The organism is Pseudoxanthomonas suwonensis (assembly GCF_000972865.1).
Taxonomy (GTDB): Bacteria; Pseudomonadota; Gammaproteobacteria; order Xanthomonadales; family Xanthomonadaceae; genus Pseudoxanthomonas; species Pseudoxanthomonas suwonensis_B.
Genome location: NZ_CP011144.1, coordinates 2153508 through 2171441 on the forward strand (window position 1 = coordinate 2153508; position 17934 = coordinate 2171441).

The window sequence follows — 17934 nt, forward strand, 5'->3', positions numbered from 1 at the left end:
CTGAAAAATAAGGATCTTGGGAGCGGCCGCAGTCGAACGGGCATTTCTCCTGGATCAGAACGGCGACGATATGCGAAATGGTGTTCGTTGCTGGGTTGATGATCGAAGATCGGTGTTCAGCAGCAGCTGGTTCGGTTCAACGCACGTGGAGCTGACAGATGGGCGCGCATCCGGAGAAGTACTGCGACCTTGTGATGAAAGGTGGCGTTACCAGCGGCATCGTTTACCCCAATGCGGTATTGGAGCTGGCGAAGTCGTACCGCTTCAAGAGCATCGGCGGAACCTCGGCAGGCGCGATCGCGGCGGCGGTGACCGCGGCGGCCGCGGTGGGTGACCGTCGACAGGAGGCCGGCGAGAAGTTGGGGCCCGATGCCGGCTTCAACGGCATGGCCAATGTGGCGCGCCAGTTGTCCAGCAAGGGGTTCATTTACTGCTTGTTCCAGCCTGCCAACGGGGCGACCAACGCGTTCCGGCTGGTGGTGCTGCTGGCCGGCCACGCCAAATCCTGGCGTAAGTTGCTGGGCGTCTTGGTGGCCGTAGTTGCGATCGCGCCTTTGGAGTTTCTGGCGATCCTGGCGGCATTGTGTACCGTCGGCTACTGGATTGAAGGTTGGGGCGGAGCCAAGGCGGCAATGTTGCCGGCACTGCTGTGCGCATACGGCGGCGCCGCAACCCTTGCTGTGGCCCGCACCGCTCGGGTGGCTCGGCGCAATCTACTCGGATTGTGCTCGGGGCTCAGCGGCCGCCGTGCCTGGCCGTGGCGGCGGCGCCCCTTGGCGCTGACAGAGTGGCTACACCAGACACTGCAGGCGTTGGCCGGAAAGCCCGAAGGCGAGCCGCTTACGTTCGGCGATCTGTGGTCCGCGCCGCGCTACGGCAACGAGCCCGAGTCGGGGTTCTCGATCAATCTGCAAGTCATCACCACCGGTGTCTCCCACCGCGAACCGCGGACGCTGCCCTTCGCGAACAAGAACTTCTGGTTCAGGGAGGGCGAGTTCAGGCGGTTGTTCCCGGCCAGCGTCGTCGAGTGGATGATCCGAGCCGAGGAAGGCGCGCCGCTGGTCGTCGACGGGGAGATCTATCACCGGTTGCCGGAGGGCGATAGGTTCCCGGTTCTGGTCGCAACCCGGATGAGCCTGAGCTTTCCGCTGCTGATCAGCGCGGTACCGCTACACGAGCCCGCCATGTGGGCGCGCCGCCCGGATACAGCCACATCCGAGAGGGGAGAAGACGTTGTCGACGAGGATGCGGAGGCGCAGGGGGAGGGGGCAAACGAGCACAGCGTGCTTGGCACCATGGAAGGACTGGCGAGCGGCGGCCGGCGGCGGACCTCAGACGTAACCGCGATGCGCATCTGCTGGTTCTCGGACGGTGGGATCAGCAGCAATTTCCCGATCCATCTGTTCGACGCGGGGCTGCCGTTGTGGCCGACCTTCGCGATCAACCTACGCTATCCGCCTCCCGATCCTGATATGCGGTGGGAAACGGATGGTGAGGTTCCGCTGGAAGAGCTTGAGGCCGCGGTCTTCCTTCCTGAATCCAACAATCAGGGCTGGAAGCACGCGCATCACCCGATCGCCTCAGAGTGGGCCCCAAAGGAAGTTGCCGGCTTCCTCTTCGGCATCGTCGGGACTATGCAGAACTGGCGCGATCTGCTCCAGTCGCGAGCGCCCGGACACCGGGACCGGATCGTGCACGTGTCGCTGCAGGGCACCGAGGGCGGGATGAACCTGGACATGCCGGCGCCGGTGCTGGAGCGCATTGCGAAGAAAGGTGCCATCGCCGGGCGGCGCTTCGCCGCGTTTTCCTTCGAGAACCACTACTGGGTTCGCTGGCGCAACCTCAGCGCGGCGGTGCAGAACTACACGGTGGAGTTCGCCGATAACACCACGCCGGAGCGCTGGCTGCCGCCATACGCCGCGGCGTGCGGGTCACCGCTTCGTGATGAAGAGTCGCCATCCTATGCGTTCAAGTCCGAGGCGGCGGCCCGCCGGGCGCGCGACATGCACAAGAAGCTGCACAAGCAAGGGAAGCAGTGGAAGAAGGGGGTGGATCTGTCGAAAGGTGCACCGAACCCGGCGCCGCAGTTGAGGATCACACCGACGTTCTGAGCGAGTTGCGACCGAAGGGGGAGATCATGCATTGGGTCAGCAAGACGAAGTCGATCGAGGTGGTGGCGAAGGAGCCGCATCCGGCCAGCGGGCCGAACGTGATTGGCCGGGTGCCGGCCATAAGCAGTATTCAGTTCGGCCCAATGGAACTGTTTGGTGCGATGGCGCGCACCTACCACACGCATCTGATCGATCCAGATATCGTGACCGTACAGTCCCAGTACATGGCGTTGATGCTGATGCATCACGTCGACGATATCAGTTCGGAGTTCGCGATCCTGGCGTCAGCTGATGCGATCAAGGACTACGGAAAAAGCTACTTTGCGGGAACCGTGGCGGCGGGAATCGCCTACCTGGCCATGGTCCGCGACGGCTACATCTGGATGGGCCACTTGGAACAGATGGGCAAGGGCAACGCCGCCGCCAGCAAGATGGCCGACTATGCGTTCCTAGGTTCGGACGGCGTGGCGATCATGGAGGCGAAGGGATCACGCGGATCCTCGTCGTCTAGTTTCAATCGGACCGTCCGACGCGGATACCTAGACCAAGTGAAGCCGCATCTGGGTCACGACTTCAACGGCGTCCGGCCGTCGCACGGTTACTGCATCGGCGCGCACCTGAAATCGCCGACCCGCGCCGATCTGCGTATCCATCATACGAGTACGCCGGATCGGCGCACAGACGATATGCACTCGCCGAATGGGATCGATCAGATTGGTCGCGGACGTTCGGCGGCGGAAGTCCAGCGGCACAACTACGCCACCGTGTTGTCCTTGGTGCATGGCGCGGCGCTGGCGGGCCAGTTCCTGCGAGGGCTGGTGTCGCGATCCGACAGTCCCGGGTTCACGTTCTTCCGTTGGCGCGGTAGGGATTGGTTTGGTCCACCGGAACTGGCGCGAGCCCGTACACAACGCAGCTTGTGGAACGAATACCCGTGGCGAGGAAAACCTCAGCATTTCTTTGCGCTGGAGGCCGGTATCGCGAGAACCGCCTTCGAGCAGTTCGGGTACGGATCCGAGGCACGGACAATGCCCGTGGAACATCTGCTGCTGGACGAGAACGATGTGTGGCGGAGCGAGGCGCGTCCGGATGGAGCGACCTTCCCGGACGGGATGGCGATTGTCTCCCGAGAGGCGGACTTGACCGAGGTGCAGCCCATCGAGTCGATAGACGACCGGTTGAAGCGGGAACTGCTTATGCCGGTCAGCACGTTAACCCGCGAAATCACGATGAAAGAGGAGCCCACACCTCCGCTGCTGCTCGGCCAGGCCAAGCTACTACTTCGGGACGAATAGTTCCGATACGGTTTCGACCAGGGCAACCGCCTGCGCGAGGTAACGGGCGCGGAGCAGTATCGCTACGACGGCCATGGCCGCCGCGTGCTGGCGATCCGTGACGGCCGGAGCCTGTATTCGGTCTACGGGCAGGATGGCGTCCTGCGCTTCCAGCGAGACGAGCGCACTGGCAAGACGACCGACTACGTGCATCTGGCTGGCAGCCTGGTGGCGCAGGTGGAGAATGCGATCCCCTTGTCCACGCCGACGCTGACCGCGCCAAGCTCGAACACGACGGGCAACTACACCGTCAGCTGGACGGCCGTGCCGGTGGCATCGAAATACCAGCTGCAGGAGCGGCTAAACAGCGGCAGTTGGACCACGATCCATGATGCGGGTGGAGTCGGCAAGGACCTGAGCGGCAAGGCGGCAGGGGTGTGGGGATACCAGGTCAGGGCCTGTAGCGAAACCACGTGCGGCAGTTGGAGCGCGGAAAAGGCGGTAACCGTGCAACTGCCGCCCACCGGCGTGCCGACCTTGACAGCCCCGGCTTCCAGCACGACCGGCAGCTATACCGTCAGTTGGACGACGGTGGCGGCGGCGACCACCTATGAACTGCAGGAGAGTGTCAACGGCGGGGGCTACACCACGATCCAGAACAGCGCCAGCACCAGTCTCAACGCCACTGGACGCCAGAGCGGCAACTGGAGCTATCAGGTTCGGGCCTGCAATGCCGTCGGATGCGCGGCCTGGTCGGCGGCGAAGGTGACGCAGGTGACCCTGCCACCGTCGGCCGTGCCAGTGCTGACGGCCCCGGCCAACAACTACACCGGCAGCTACACGGTCAGCTGGAACAGCGTCACTGCCGCCACCCGCTATGAACTCGAGGAGCGGTTGGGCGCCGGTGGTTGGACCCTTGTCCATGATGCGGCTGGAACCAGCAAGGCAGTCAGTGGAAAGACGGCCGGCAGCTGGGGCTACCGCGCGCGTGGATGCAACGTCAATGCCTGCGGCGACTGGAGTGCGATCGTGGCGGTGGTGGTGACCCTGCCGCCGGCCTCGGTGCCGGCATTGACCGTCCCGGCGACGGACAATACCGGTAGCTACAGTGTGAGCTGGACGTCGGTGGCGACCGCCACAAGCTACGAACTGCAGGAGCGCCTGAACGCGGGCAGCTGGAGCACGATCCAGAACACTTCCGCGACGAGCAAGGCAATCAGTGGCAAGACCACGGGAAGCTGGGGTTACCAGGTCCGGGCCTGCAACGCGGGGGGATGCTCCGCGTACTCGGCTGTCGGGACGGTGGCGGTCACCCTGCCGCCGCAGGCCGCGCCAACGTTGACGGTCCCGGCCATCGCGATCAACGGCAACTTCATCGTCAGCTGGACCAGCGTGGCCGCAGCTGCGAGCTACCAGTTGCAGGAACGCCAGGGGATGGGGAGTTGGAGCACGGTGCACGACGCGGCCGGGACCAGCACAGCGGTCAGCGGCAAGACCGCCGGAGCCTGGAGCTACCAGGTGCGGGCCTGCAATGGGGGCGGCTGTGCGGCCTGGTCGACGGTCCAGACGGTCAACGCGCTCTATGCGCCTGCCAGCGCACCGACACTGAGCGTGCCATCCAGCAACTACACCGGCAGCTACACCGTCAGTTGGACGAGCGTGGGCACGGCCGACCGGTACGAGCTGCAGGAGCAGCCGCCCACCGGCGGTTGGAACACGATCCACGACGCGGCCGGGACCAGCACGGCGGTCAGCGGCAAGACCGCCGGAGCCTGGAGCTACCGCGTGCAGGCATGCAACGCGGCTGGCTGCAGTGGCTGGTCGGGCACCAGCGCCACGGCTGTGACCTTGCCGCCGGCCTCGGCGCCTGCGCTGACCACCCCGGCCGCCAACGGTACCGGCAACTACACGGTCAGCTGGACGGCCGTGGCGGCTGCCACGCGCTATGAACTGGATCAGCGCAAGGATGGTGGCGCCTGGAGCAACATCCACAATGAGGCCGCGACGAGCAAGGCGCTGTCGGGACAGGCCACAGGGATCTACGACTATCGGGTCCGGGCTTGCAACGAGGGTGGATGCGGGGCGTACTCGGCGGTCGGCAGCACGCAAGTGATCCTGCCGCCGGCGGGGGCGCCGTCGCTGAACGCCACGATGCCGGACTTCTCGGGGGTGTTCACGCTGAGCTGGAGCACGGTGAGTGGAGCGACCAGCTACCGGTTGGAGGAGAACGTGGCCGGCTGGAACGTGATCCATGAGTCGGCGGGCACGAGCCTGATGGTGATGCGGTCGCCGGGCAGTTATCTGTACCGGGTGCAGGCGTGCAATGCGGGTGGTTGCGGGGGGCATTCGGCGACCCAGCTGGTGATGGTGCAGGCGGCATGTCCGGAGTGCCATCCGGATTCGGTCCCGGCGCCGCCGGAGGAGGAGCTATGAGCGGGCGCGGGATCGTCCAGTGGCTGTTGGTGTTGGCGCTGGGCTTGCCCTTATCGCCGGCGCATGGACAGCAGACGGTGAAGTACGTGCACACGGACGCGCTGGGCAGCGTGGTGGCGATGACCAATGCGTCGGGCGCGGTGATCGAGACGACGCGGGAGTACGAGCCGTACGGACAGCAGCTGGTGCCGGTGATCCAGGATGGGCCGGGATATACCGGGCACGTGCAGGACGCGGCTACCGGGCTGACGTACATGCAGCAGCGCTATTACGATCCGGTACTCGGAATCTTCCTTAGCGTTGATCCGGTGACGGCTTACGAGAGCAAGGACTGGCGGCAGTTCAATCGCTATGCATACGCGTTCAACAATCCATACATGTTTACTGACCCGGATGGTATGAATCCTGTTCACAACTGGCTTGTACGCAACGGGTTCCTTCCGGATGGGCCGAATGCGCATACACCGATTCCAGGCGCAAGCCGTGGGGATGCGAAGGTTGTAGGCTTGGTCGTTGGCTCCGCGGTTGTAGGTGGCGCCGCAGGCGCCGCAGTGGCAGTGGGGGCCCCGGCGATGGTTATGGCTGCGGCGGAAAGTGCAAGCGTGCAGACTGGCCTTGCTGCTCAGCAAGTCGCTAACGCGACAACAGGTGCAATTGCAACAGCTAGTGAGGCAGCGACTAGCGTAGTCATAGGTGCAACCGTACGCACAATGGCGGCAGTTGAATCGGAAGTAAGCATGGTAGCGGGACATGCTGGCGCCAGCGCGGCTAAAGCTAATGCCTATGGTGCGCTCGCTGCTGCTTCGACTCCAGCTGCCATTGCAGAATTGTCCACTGGAGTCATCACCGGTGCCGCTGGCGTTCAAAGTCCTGCCAGCTCAGTTGCAAATCAAATTGGCAGTGCTATTGGATCGACAGCAAATGATAATCTTAATTTACACAAGTAATTGATGACGTTCACGGAGGGTGTATATGTGGTACATCGGGCTTGCTATGCTGTTGCTAATGCTTGGATCTTACTTGTTGTTTGGAAATAGCAGCTATTTTCCTCCTGGTGCAAAGATTCCATTCGATTTTGGTGAGTATAAAAATATTGTTGGTGCTGGCTTAATTTTCTTCGGCATTGTCCTACTGCGAATTGGGATAAAATCATTCAGAGATTGAATAAGAAAGAGGTACATTCTCGGCATCATGGAAAATGAGCCTGACTCCATTTTCGATAGCTTGGAAGAGGGTGCTGCAAGAACCGCGCGATCGCTTAAAACTGACTGAGAAATGGACGAAAAAAGGGATCGGCGAAAAAAAGGAACGTAAAAGGGGCCGGAGGAAATATATGATTCAAACGCTCTTTTTACTCTGGCGCCTGTTTCGGCAGTGGTTATTCGGTGATCCAGCTGGTGATGGTGCAGGCGGCCTGTCCGGAGTGCCAGCCGGATTCGGTCCCGGCGCCGCCGGAGGAGGAGCTGTGAGCGGGCGCGGGATCGTCCAGTGGCTGTTGGTGTTGGCGCTGGGCTTGCCCTTATCGCCGGCGCATGGACAGCAGACGGTGAAGTACGTGCACACGGACGCGCTGGGCAGCGTGGTGGCGATGACCAATGCGTCGGGCGCGGTGATCGAGACGACGCGGGAGTACGAGCCGTACGGACAGCAGCTGGTGCCGGTGATCCAGGATGGGCCGGGGTATACCGGGCATGTGCAGGATGCGGCTACCGGGCTGACATACATGCAGCAGCGCTACTACGATCCGGTGATCGGAAGGTTCCTGTCTACCGATCCGGTAACAGCGCTAAGCAAGCCGGCGCGGATGTTCAACCGCTATAGATACGCTGCAAACAATCCCTATAGATTCGTTGACCCAGACGGTCGGTATGAATGCACGGCAGGAAAGAGCAATTGTGCTCGTCTTGAGAGGGCGGTAAATGAGATCCATAGAGCCGCTGAGAGTGCGCCAAGCGGCTCTCGGGTTGCGCAGGTTAGCCAGTTTCTCGGGAAACCAGGGGAGAAAAACGGGGTTGTGATATCTGGCCAGCTTCAGAACGACAAGAATCTTGGCGAGGCCACCCCGACATTTGGTGGCGGTACACATATCGGATTGAATTTCGCTGCCTTGTCGGATACGGATCGCCTTAGTTCGGTGACGATGCATGAGGGTTCACATGGCGTCGATCAGGATGATAGGAATGTGTCCGATCAGCTCTTGATAATGAGCAGGTCTGCGCTAAATGTGAGTGAGCTCAAGGCCAACGAGGCTTCGGCAAGGATGTTTGAAATACTCGGACGCGACGAGCCATTTGGACTTTATACTAAGGCTAATGGAATCAACTGGGACGCAATCAATGAGCAAGCAGATAGATCTGTTGAGCAGCTATGTCCGACGGCTGATGCTTGTAACCCGTAATTGTGCCGTGGTTGGGTTATATATTGCGTGTGTTCCCTTGGTCTCTTGTGCGTCTGGGGCGGAGCAGGATCGCTCTACGCAAGCGATAAGTGTTGATGCAGAGGACATACTATCGGGTTCGGATAGCTATGATGGTGCTTTTGTCAGGATGGATTTATGCGTGAACGTAACTATTCATGACATCACATTACTTCAGTGCGGAGAAAGAAGGCCGCAGATCAATTTTGAGGCTGGGCAAGGTAAGGCTTCTAGTAAAGCCTATTCGCGTCTTGTGAGGTACGCGCACAACAGTATGGGAAAGAGGCCTGAGGAACTTCCCGTTACTATCGAAGGCGTATATCAGCGGTCGTATGAGGGAAACGAAATCCGGCATACGATCTTCCTGACGAAATTTTCCAATTCATCTGCAGTGGCTGGTCGGGCACCGTCACCACGACGGTGACCTTGCCGCCGGCCTCGGCGCCTGCGCTGACCACCCCGGCCGCCAACGGTACCGGCAACTACACGGTCAGCTGGACGGCCGTGGCGGCTGCCACGCGCTATGAACTGGATCAGCGTAAAAGGCGTAAAAGGGGCCAGAGGAAATATATGATTCATGCGCTAATTTACTCTGGCACTTCTTTCGGCAGGGGCTATTCGGCGGTACCGGCGTCGGAGGAAGAACTATCAGCGCGCGCAGGGTCGTCCAGTGGCTGTCGGTGGTGCTAGGCTTGCCCCTAACGCCAGCGCATGGGCAGCAGACGGTGAAGTACGTGCATACGGACGCGTTGGGCAGCGTGGTGGCGATGACCAACGCCTCGGGCGCGGTGATCGAGACGACGCGGGAGTACGAGCCGTACAGGCAGCAGCTGGTACCGGCGATCCGGGTGATCCGATCGCATTCGGCCTAGACGTTCTTGGTGTCCGCTGGTCAAGTTCCCGAGCAATCGGAGGAACTGCACGCCCTTACTCGAGGCGCTGTGGGCGAAACGTCCGATTCGGACGTCCCAACGGATCGACTTCGATGAGCCTTCAGATCATGTCGCGACACCGTGAGAGATGCGGGCATCCAGTCTGTACGGTTCAGCACCCGGCAACCGGTTCGTCTGCACTTCACGTCGTCGTTCCTGCGGTGGAGGTATCTAGTAGAAGGCGAGAGAAGGTTGGCACCGAAGGTCGCCGACAACGGACACAGAAAGCGGAGCGGTTTCCGCGCGGCACAAGCCCGCGACGAATCATCAGCAGGAACGGAATTGGATTCGAGGACGAGGTACATGCAACAGCTGCCGTTGGCCGTTACGGATGCACGTTCGAACTTCGTGCAACAGCGCCCCGGTAAGGCAGATCGAAGGGACGGCAAGGAACAGGCCGGAGACGCGGAACGCAACCGGGACACGGATGCGGAGGAAACCGTGTTGATGTGGTCTCGGGTGCTCGACATGGATCCGGACGATGTCCGGGTTGCAATCGGCCTCGTGGGCTCATCGCCCGCCGCGTTGTATGGGCATTTCAACCTGGAGTAGAAGATCCGCGCCCCGAGCATCCAGCGTGCCGGCGAGTTGATGAAGCGCATCACCTTCCAGCTTCGTCCGCCCGCATCGGCGACCAGGTCTCCCTGCGATCGCTGCCGCCGTCCCAGCTTTGGCGGCATGACCTGCCACGACTGCCTGGGCAAGGATCTGGCCGACCTGGTCCAGAACCGCGGTGCCGTGCTGCGGTGGGAGCAGTCGCTCAGGGCGCTTGTCCAGGACGAGCGTACGGTTCTCATGTACGCGGCGCGTCGGAGTGTCGACTGACGCAGGGCCGCTGGGATGATCGGAACCCTTTAGGGGTGACCTCTGTTGCACGCGTCCGCGAAGCGGGTAAGGTTGGCAGGCCAACGGCCGGCCCGCATGCGACGCCATTCCGTCGCCGGGCCGGGTGGCTCATCGGATGCCTCCCAACCGCGAACAAGCAGGAGTGGAACCATGAACCGCAATGCCAGCAGAGCTGTACTGGTTTCGATCGTTGTGGCCGCCTCCGCGATTTCAGGATGTGCGAGCACTCCCAGGGACGCCAGCACCTTCGGGCGGGGCGTCTCGGGGGAGGTGCAAAGCGTGGAATGGGGCACCATCCAGGCGGTGCGCGCCGTGGCGATCGAGAGCGGCCGCAGGCTCACCAGCGATACCAGTGCGGTCGAATTCACCGTCGGCCTGGATTCGGGGCAGTCCATCGTGGTCGTGCAGCCGGGTTCGGTGGGCGACTACCGGGTCGGCGACCGCGTCCGCGTCACCAACGACGGTACGCAGACCCGCGTGGCCCGCTGAGGCATACCCCCGTGCTTGCAGTGCGGCTCCAGGCGCGTGGCCGGCTTCCGTAGCCGGCCACGCGCCTGTCCGTTCCCGTACCAGGCGATGCGGGCGCAGCCCGCTAGAACCACCAGCGCACGCCTGCGACCCAGCGTGTGTCGCGGTCCGCCTCTCCCGCCTGCCGCCGGTATTCCGCGGTGCCGCCATAGGCGCGTTCGTATGCGACGCCCAGGTAGGGCGCGAACCGGCGGGTGATCTCGTAGCGCAGGCGCAGGCCGGCTTCGGCCGTCGACAGCCCGGAGCCGGTGCCGCGTTGCGGGTCGTCACGGCCATGCAGCTCGACTTCCAGCAGCGGCTGCAGGATCAGGCGGCTGGTGAACAGCAGTTCGTACTCGATCTCCGCGTTGAAGGCGCTGTGACCGCCGGTCCCGAGGTAGGCGGTGGCCGACACCTCGAACTTGTACGGCGCCAGGCCTTGCAGGCCGACAGCGGCCCAGGTCCGCGAAGGGCCCGGCTGGAAGTCGTGGCGCACGCCGGCCAGCAGGTCCCACCATGGACCGGTGGCGCGGCCGTAGAGCACCTCCAGGTCGGCGGCGTGGGTGCGGCCATCCTCGCGCTCGCCTTCGCTGCGCAGCCACAGCCGTTGCACGTCGCCACCGATCCAGGCGCTGCCTTCCCAGGCCTGGCCGGTGCCCGGATCGGCATCCCAGGCTTCGAAACGGTTGATGCGGACCAGGCTGTGCACGCCGCCGCCATGTGCGTGGCCATGATGCAGCGGGCGGAACGCGGCGGCGCGGTCGGCCTCGGTGGGCACGGGGATCGGCTCGAGCGGCAGCCCGCCGGCGGCGGGCATCGCATGCCCGGCATGCGGGTCGGCGACCGTCGGCGGCACCGCCGAAGCATCCACGGTGCCGCCATGTCCGTCGTGGCCGTGGTGCCCGCCATGATCCCCGGACGTGTGGTGCCCGCGATGGCCGTCGTGCCCGGCATGCGGGTCCGTGGTTGGCGGCTGCACGCCCGCGGCTGGCGCGTGGCCGGCATGTGCGCCATGCCCTTCGTGCGCGTCACCGGATGCGGGATGGTGTGCCGTGTGCGCGTTGTCGTCGTCCGGCTGCACCGCATCATGGTTGGCGTGGTCGCCGTGCGTGTGGTGGCTCCCATGGCCGTGCGACTGTGCCGATGCCGCAGTCGCCGCGAAGGCCAGGGCGAACGCCAGTGCGGTCGGGATCATCGGCCGGCTCATGCGCGCTCCTCCACGCGCACCTCGCGCATCATCCCGCCTTCCATGTGGTAGAGCAGGTGGCAGTGGTAGGCCCAGCGGCCGAGCGCGTCAGCGCGCACGCGGTAGCTGCGGCGCGTGCCGGGTGGCATGTCGACGGTGTGCTTGCGTACCTGGAAGGCGCCGCCGGCGTCCTCCAGGTCGCTCCACAGCCCGTGCAGGTGGATCGGGTGCTGCATCATCGTGTCGTTGACCAGCACGATGCGCATCCGCTCGCCGTAGTTCAGCCGCAGCGGCTCGGCGCTCGCGAACGGGATGCCGTCGAACGACCAGGCGAACTTCTCCATGTGCCCGGTCAGGTGCAGCTCGATCTCGCGTCCGGGTTCGCGGCCGTCGGGATCATCGAACAGGCTCTTCAGGTCGGCGTAGGCGAGCACGCGGCGGCCGTTGTCGCGCAGGCCGATGCCCGGATCGTCCAAGCGCGGGCCGGTGGGCGAGGACTGCATGTCCACCAGCGGGTTGCCGCGTTCGCTGGCCGGGTGGACCACCGCGGCGGCCGCGTCGTGGCCGGCATGCGTCTTGCCATGCCCGCCGCCGTGCATGGCGGCGCCGCAGCCGCCCTCGCCGTGCATCATCGCGCCGCAGCCGCCTTCCATCGGCGCGCCGGCATGGGCGCCGTGCGCGCCGTGGCCCATGTCCTCCATCGTCAGCAGCGGACGCGGGTCGTTGCCCGGCACCGGCGCTTCCAGCCCGTGGCGCACCGCCAGGGTGCCACGCGCCCAGCCGGTGCGGCCCATGTCCTGGGCGAAGATCGTGTAGGCGTCCTGGCCGGAGGGTTCGACGATCACGTCGTAGGTCTCGGCCGCGGCGATGCGCAGCTCGTCCACCGTCACCGGGTGCACGTACTGGCCATCGGCGGCGACGACGGTCATCTTCAGGCCGGGGATGCGCACGTCGAAATAGGTCATCGCGCCGGCGTTGATCAGGCGCAGCAGGACCTTCTCGCCGGGCCGGAACAGGCCGGTCCAGTTGCCCGCCGGCGGCTGGCCGTTGAGCAGGTAGGTGTAGGTGTGGCCGTTGACGTCGGACAGGTCGCTGGGCGTCATCCGCATCCGCCCCCACATGCCGCGGTCGGACAGCGTCGCGCGCAGCCCGTCCTCGCCGGCGTCGCGCAGGAAGTCGCCGACGGTGCGCTTGTAGTGGTTGTCGTAGGAGGGCGCCTTCTTCAGCCTCCGGAACAGCGCGGCCGGATCCAGGTCGGTCCAGTCCGACAGCAGCAGCACGTGCTCGCGGTCGTAGTGGAACGGCGGTGGCTGCAGCGGGTCGACGATGATCGCGCCGTACAGGCCGGCCTGCTCCTGGAACATCGAATGGCTGTGGTACCAGTAGGTGCCCGACTGGCGCAGGGTGAAGCGGTACAGCCAGGATTCGCCGGGGGCGATGCCGTCGAAGCTCATGCCCGGCACGCCGTCCATGTCCGCCGGCAGCAGGATGCCGTGCCAGTGGATCGAGCTGGGTGCGCCGCGCAGGTGGTTGGACACGCGCAGGGTGACGGTGTCGCCTTCGCGCCAGCGCAGGATCGGCGCCGGCAGGCTGCCGTTGACGGTGATCGCCGGGCGCGGGCGGCCGGTGATGTTCACCTCGCTGGCGCCGATGGCCAGGTCGAACGCGGTGCCGGTGAGCACCTGCGGTGCGCGGGTGTTGGCGGCCAGCGCAGGCGCGCGCAGCAGGCCGGTGCCGCCGGCCAGGCCGGCCAGGGCCAGGCCCTGGACGAAGCGCCGGCGCGGCAGCGAGGGCGGCATGGGAGATGCGGGAAAACGGGAAGGGCCGGTCATGACGGTTCCAGCGGACGGCGTGCGCGGTGGGCGCAGGCACGGACGGACAGGGAGGCGCGCACGCCGGGCGTGCGCGGGGCGGTCACGGTACGTGCGTCAGCCGATCGGTGGCCGCTTGGGTGGGCCGTCCGCGGGGCCGGCACGGCCGATATGGCCGGCGGTGTTCCAGCGGCGATCGTGCGCGGCGGCGGGCAGGGCCTGCGGTGCCGGCGGCAGCGCGGTGATCGAGGATGGGCAGGGGCAGGCGGTTTCGCAGCCGTGGCCGGCAGTCGTGTCGCCGCAGCAGTCCGCGGGGTGGCCGGCGCCCGGCGCTGTGTCGCGGTGGTGGGTGCGGGCTGCTTCGGATGCGGGCGCCACTTCTGCGCCATGGCAGCCGCCGGTCTGGGCGTCGGCCAGCGCACCGGCAGGTGCTGCCTGCGGCGCCGTGCTGGCGGCCATCGCCAGGCGCGCCTGCACCGGTGCGCCCGGCAGCAGGGCCAGGGCGAGCAGGCAGAGCGAAAGGCGGCGGAGCAGGGTCATCGGCGGCGGTGTCGGCGGGCGGGGCCACGGTAAGCCAGACGTGGCGCGGGTTCAACGCATGGGCGATGAACGCCGTGCCGGTCGGGGCATTGCACACCCTGGAGCCGGTCCAGGGTCAAGCGGGCGTTGCGGTATTGCCTGGCATGGATGCAGGAGCGATCCACAGTGGCTTGGGGTGCGAGCCTTTTGTAGGAGCCGGGTTCAGCCGGCGACCCGACGCCTCGGCACAGGCGACGTCCTGAGGTTCCGAAGGACTCTTCGGTTGGAGTGCGGTTGAATGCAGCGCCTCTTGCGGCCTCGGGTCGCCGGCTGAACCCGGCTCCTACAAAAGGCCCGCTGGTCAATCGACCAGGTTCCGCAGGGCCGGCGCGCCCCCGCTACGGTTCGACCCGCTCGGCCGCCGGGACCTGTGCGGCCAGCCAGGCGCGCAGCGAGGCCGGCTTCACCGGCTTGGTCAGCAATCGATAGCCGCGCTGCCGCGCCTGCCGCTTGAGTTCGTCGCGGCCGTCGGCGGTCAGCAGTGCGCCGGGGATCGGGCCACCGGCCGCGCGCAGTGCGTCGAGCGTGTCCAGCCCGTCCAGGCGGTCGTGCAGGTGGTAGTCGACCAGCATGGCCTGCGGCGCGCTGTCGGCCATCCGCGCCAGCGCCTCGTCCACGGTGCTGGCGGTGATCGCGGTGGCCTGCCAGCGCGACAGCAGCACGCGCATGCCGTCGAGGATCTCGCGGTCGTTGTCGACGCAGAGCACGCGCAGGCCGGCCAGCGAACCGGATTCGGGCAGCGCCAGCGGACGGATAGCCGGCGCCGGCAGGGCGGCGGCGCGCGGCACCGTGATCGAAAACATGCTGCCGTGGCCGACCTCGCTGTGCGCGTCCAGGCCGTGGCCCAGCAGCCGCGAGATGCGCTGGCAGATCGACAGGCCCAGGCCCAGGCCGCGCTCGCCCCAGTCGAACGGCTGCTGGTAGCGGTGGAACTCGTCGTAGATCTGGCGCATGTGCTGTCCGGGGATGCCCGGGCCGGTGTCCCACACCTGCAGCGCCACCGTGTCGCCGCGCACGCGCATGCCCAGCACGATCCGCCCCTGGCGGGTGTAGCGCAGGGCGTTGGCCAGGAAGTTCTGCAGCACCCGGCGCAGCAGGCGGCGGTCGCTGCGCACCGGGCAGAGGCGTGCGTGCACGCGCAGGTCCAGGCCGCGGCCGGCGGCGACCGGCGCGTACTGCGCGGCCACCTCGCGCAGCAGCTCGTCGGCGTCGAACTCGCGGATGTCGGCCTGCAGCGCGCCGGTGTCCAGGCGCGAGACGTCGAGCAGGCCGTCGAGCAGTTCCTCGGCCGCGCGCAGCGAGGCGTCGACGCGCTCGGCCAGGTGCTGCTGCTCGCCTTCGGCCTGGCCGCCCTCGCGCAGGGCCGAGGCGAACAGGCGCGCGGCATTGAGCGGCTGCAGTACGTCGTGGCTGATCGCGGCCAGGAAGCGGGTGCGCGACTGCTGCGCGTCCTCGGCCTCGCGGGTGCGCTCGGCTACGCGCTGCTCCAGGGTCTCGTTGGCCTCGCGCAGGCCCTGCTCGGCGTGCTTGTAGGCGGTGATGTCGTTGTAGCTGGTGACGTAACCGCCGCCAGGCAGGGACTGGCCGCGCATCTCGATCACGCTGCCGTCGCTGCGCACGCGCTCGAACACGTGCGCGCTGCCGGCGCGCATGTGCTCGATGCGCTTGTGCACGTGTTCCTCGATGTCGCCCTCGCCCAGCTCGCCGCGCTCGGCGTTGTAGCGGATCAGGTCGGCGGCCGGGCGGCCGACGTAGAGCATCCCGGCCGGGTAGTCGAACATCTGCTGGTAGCGGCGGTTCCAGGCGACCAGGCGCATCTCCGGGTCGACCACGCTGACCCCGGCGCTGATGTTCTCCAGCGTGGTGGAGAGGATCTCGCGGTTGAAGCGCAGTTCCTGGCCGGCCTCGTCCAGCAGCGCCATCACTTCGTTCAGGTGCATGCCCGAGCCGCGCAGCACGCTGGTCAGCACCAGGCGCGCGGAGGCCGCGCCGATCGAGGCGGCCAGCAGGCGTTCGGTGAACTGGATCCAGGCGCGGTCGGCAGCGGCGGCCGGGTGCAGCTCGCGACCCAGGGCGATGGCCTGTTCGGAGAACGCGCGCCGCGCATGCCGCTCGCCGACGATGCGCACTGCCAGCGCCTGTAGGTCGCCGACGCTGACGTTGCCGCGCCAGTCGCCCGCGGCCAGGGTCTGGCGCTCGGCGTACGGGTCCAGGAACGGGGCGATGCGCAGGCGCTCGTCCACGCCCGGCCGCCAGCGCGCCGACACCAGCATCATCACCGCGCCGTTGAGCAGCAGCGACCAGAACGTGCCGTGGGTCAGCGGATCCCAGCCGCTGAGCCCGAACAGCTGCCGCGGCCGCAGCCAGTCCACGCCGAACGGGCCCTGCTGCACCCAGGCCGGGTCGAACAGGCCCGAGTCCGACAGCGCCGGCAGCAGCAGGGTGTAGATCCAGGTGGCGAAGCCGGCCACCAGGCCCAGCTCCACGCCGCGGCGGCTGGCGCCACGCCAGTACAGGCCGCCGATCAGGCCCGGCGCGAACTGCGCCACCGCGGCGAAGGCCATCAGCCCGTAGGCGGCCAGGGTGGTGTCGCCGCCGATCCAGCGGTAGTAGGCATAGGCGCACAGCGCCAGCACCAGGATCGCCCCGCGGCGCACCCACAGCACCATCGAGGCCACGTCGGCGGCCGCATGCCGTTCGCCCCAGCCGCGGCGCAGCAGCAGCGGCATCACCAGGTCGTTGCTGACCATGGTCGCCAACGCGATGCTGGCCACGATCACCATGCCGGTGGCCGCCGAGAAGCCTCCGACGTAGGCCGCCAGCGCCAGTGCGTCGCGGCCCTCGGCCAGCGGCAGCGCCAGCACGAAGGTGTCGCTGGCCACGCTGCCGTTGCTGCCGAACAGGGCCACGCCGGCGCTGGCAATGGGCACCACCATCAGCGAGATCACCATCAGGTAGCCGCCGAACATCCAGCGCGCCTTGCGGATGTCGGCCACATCGCCGCATTCGACCACCGCCACCTGGAACTGCCGCGGCAGGCAGACGATGGCCAGGAAGCCGAGCAGGGTCTGGGCGATGAAGCCCACCGGCGGCGCCTCGTGGAACAGCGTGCGCGCCGATTCGGCGATCCGGATCTGGTGGCCGCCCAGCCAGGTCCAGGCGAACACGCCCACCGCCACCATCGCCACCAGCTTGATCAGCGACTCCAGGGCGATGGCCAGCATCATGCCGTGGTGGTGTTCGGTGGCATCGACCTGGCGGGTGCCGAACAGCGCGGCGAACAGCGCCATCAGCAGTGCCACGTACAGCGCCGGGTCGGCGCCGATCCCGACCTGCCCGGCATCCTGGCCGGACAGCACCGCCAGGCTCATCGCCACCGCCTTGTACTGCAGCGCCACGTACGGCACCACGCCGACCAGCGCGATGATCGTGACCAGCGCGGCCAGCCGCCGCGAGCGGCCGTAGCGGGCGGAGATGAAGTCGGCGATGGAGACGGTGTTCTGGCTGCGCGCGATCAGCGCCAGCCGCTCGATGATCCGCCAGCCGAACAGCAGCAGCAGCAGCGGACCGAGATAGATCGGCAGGTAGCCGATGCCGTTGCGCACGGCGCTGCCGACCGCGCCGTAGAACGTCCACGACGAGCAGTACACCGCCAGCGCCAGGCTGTAGACCACCGGCCGCAGCCAGGGCCGGTTGGGATACATCGGGCGACGGTCGCCCCACCACGCCACCGTGAACAGCAGCGCGGAGTAGCCGACCGACACCAGCAGCAGGATCCAGCTCGGGACCAAGGTGGCCCTCCCTCACCTTGAGCCTGCGAGTGTACTGCGGCGCATGGT

General features: G+C 66.3%; 13 protein-coding genes. 9 read left to right on the plus strand and 4 right to left on the minus strand.

What is annotated here, in order from left to right:
• Nucleotides 1-158 precede the first annotated feature (158 nt).
• From WQ53_RS08960 to WQ53_RS08980, 9 genes are all read left to right on the plus strand, one after another.
• Nucleotides 159-2111 carry a patatin-like phospholipase family protein gene (locus WQ53_RS08960; RefSeq protein ID WP_052631851.1) on the plus strand — a complete coding sequence of 651 codons (1953 nt, stop codon included), beginning with the start codon at nucleotides 159-161 and terminating at the stop codon, nucleotides 2109-2111.
• Nucleotides 2112-2137: 26 nt separating this feature from the next.
• A complete protein-coding gene (locus tag WQ53_RS08965; protein ID WP_144409282.1) occupies nucleotides 2138-3406 on the plus strand; it encodes a hypothetical protein in 1269 nt (422 codons plus the stop codon).
• A gap of 84 nt (nucleotides 3407-3490) precedes the next feature.
• Nucleotides 3491-5818 carry a hypothetical protein gene (locus WQ53_RS08970; RefSeq protein WP_052631853.1) on the plus strand — a complete coding sequence of 776 codons (2328 nt, stop codon included), beginning with the start codon at nucleotides 3491-3493 and terminating at the stop codon, nucleotides 5816-5818.
• On the plus strand, nucleotides 5815-6765 hold the full coding sequence (locus tag WQ53_RS16295) for an RHS repeat-associated core domain-containing protein (protein ID WP_236685844.1): 951 nt from the start codon (nucleotides 5815-5817) through the stop codon (nucleotides 6763-6765). The genes WQ53_RS08970 and WQ53_RS16295 overlap by 4 nt, the downstream gene beginning before the upstream one ends.
• A gap of 251 nt (nucleotides 6766-7016) precedes the next feature.
• Nucleotides 7017-8216, plus strand: a complete 1200-nt coding sequence (locus tag WQ53_RS16300; RefSeq protein ID WP_236685845.1) for an RHS repeat domain-containing protein — start codon at nucleotides 7017-7019, stop codon at nucleotides 8214-8216.
• Between the two features lie 743 nt (nucleotides 8217-8959).
• Nucleotides 8960-9106: a hypothetical protein gene (locus WQ53_RS17045; protein ID WP_158497830.1), complete on the plus strand. Its 147-nt coding sequence runs from the start codon at nucleotides 8960-8962 to the stop codon at nucleotides 9104-9106.
• Between the two features lie 363 nt (nucleotides 9107-9469).
• A complete protein-coding gene (locus WQ53_RS08975) occupies nucleotides 9470-9718 on the plus strand; it encodes a hypothetical protein (protein ID WP_052631854.1) in 249 nt (82 codons plus the stop codon).
• 39 nt (nucleotides 9719-9757) lie between these two features.
• Entirely contained in the window at nucleotides 9758-9991 is a 234-nt protein-coding gene (locus WQ53_RS16770) for a hypothetical protein (RefSeq protein WP_144409283.1), read from the plus strand.
• A 300-nt stretch (nucleotides 9992-10291) separates the two neighbouring features.
• Nucleotides 10292-10501: a hypothetical protein gene (locus tag WQ53_RS08980; RefSeq protein ID WP_052631855.1), complete on the plus strand. Its 210-nt coding sequence runs from the start codon at nucleotides 10292-10294 to the stop codon at nucleotides 10499-10501.
• 103 nt (nucleotides 10502-10604) lie between these two features.
• Here the strand turns inward: WQ53_RS08980 and WQ53_RS16305 are convergent, their stop codons facing one another.
• The 4 genes from WQ53_RS16305 to WQ53_RS09000 all read right to left on the minus strand — a co-directional run bounded on the left by WQ53_RS16305 (nucleotide 10605) and on the right by WQ53_RS09000 (nucleotide 17886).
• Nucleotides 10605-11726: a copper resistance protein B gene (locus tag WQ53_RS16305; protein ID WP_082112932.1), complete on the minus strand. Its 1122-nt coding sequence runs from the start codon at nucleotides 11724-11726 to the stop codon at nucleotides 10605-10607.
• A complete protein-coding gene (locus WQ53_RS08990) occupies nucleotides 11723-13537 on the minus strand; it encodes a copper resistance system multicopper oxidase (protein WP_052631856.1) in 1815 nt (604 codons plus the stop codon). The genes WQ53_RS16305 and WQ53_RS08990 overlap by 4 nt, the downstream gene beginning before the upstream one ends.
• Before the next feature lie 96 nt (nucleotides 13538-13633).
• Nucleotides 13634-14056: a hypothetical protein gene (locus WQ53_RS08995; RefSeq protein ID WP_052631857.1), complete on the minus strand. Its 423-nt coding sequence runs from the start codon at nucleotides 14054-14056 to the stop codon at nucleotides 13634-13636.
• A gap of 377 nt (nucleotides 14057-14433) precedes the next feature.
• On the minus strand, nucleotides 14434-17886 hold the full coding sequence (locus WQ53_RS09000; RefSeq protein WP_052631858.1) for a hybrid sensor histidine kinase/response regulator: 3453 nt from the start codon (nucleotides 17884-17886) through the stop codon (nucleotides 14434-14436).
• Nucleotides 17887-17934: the final 48 nt, after the last annotated feature.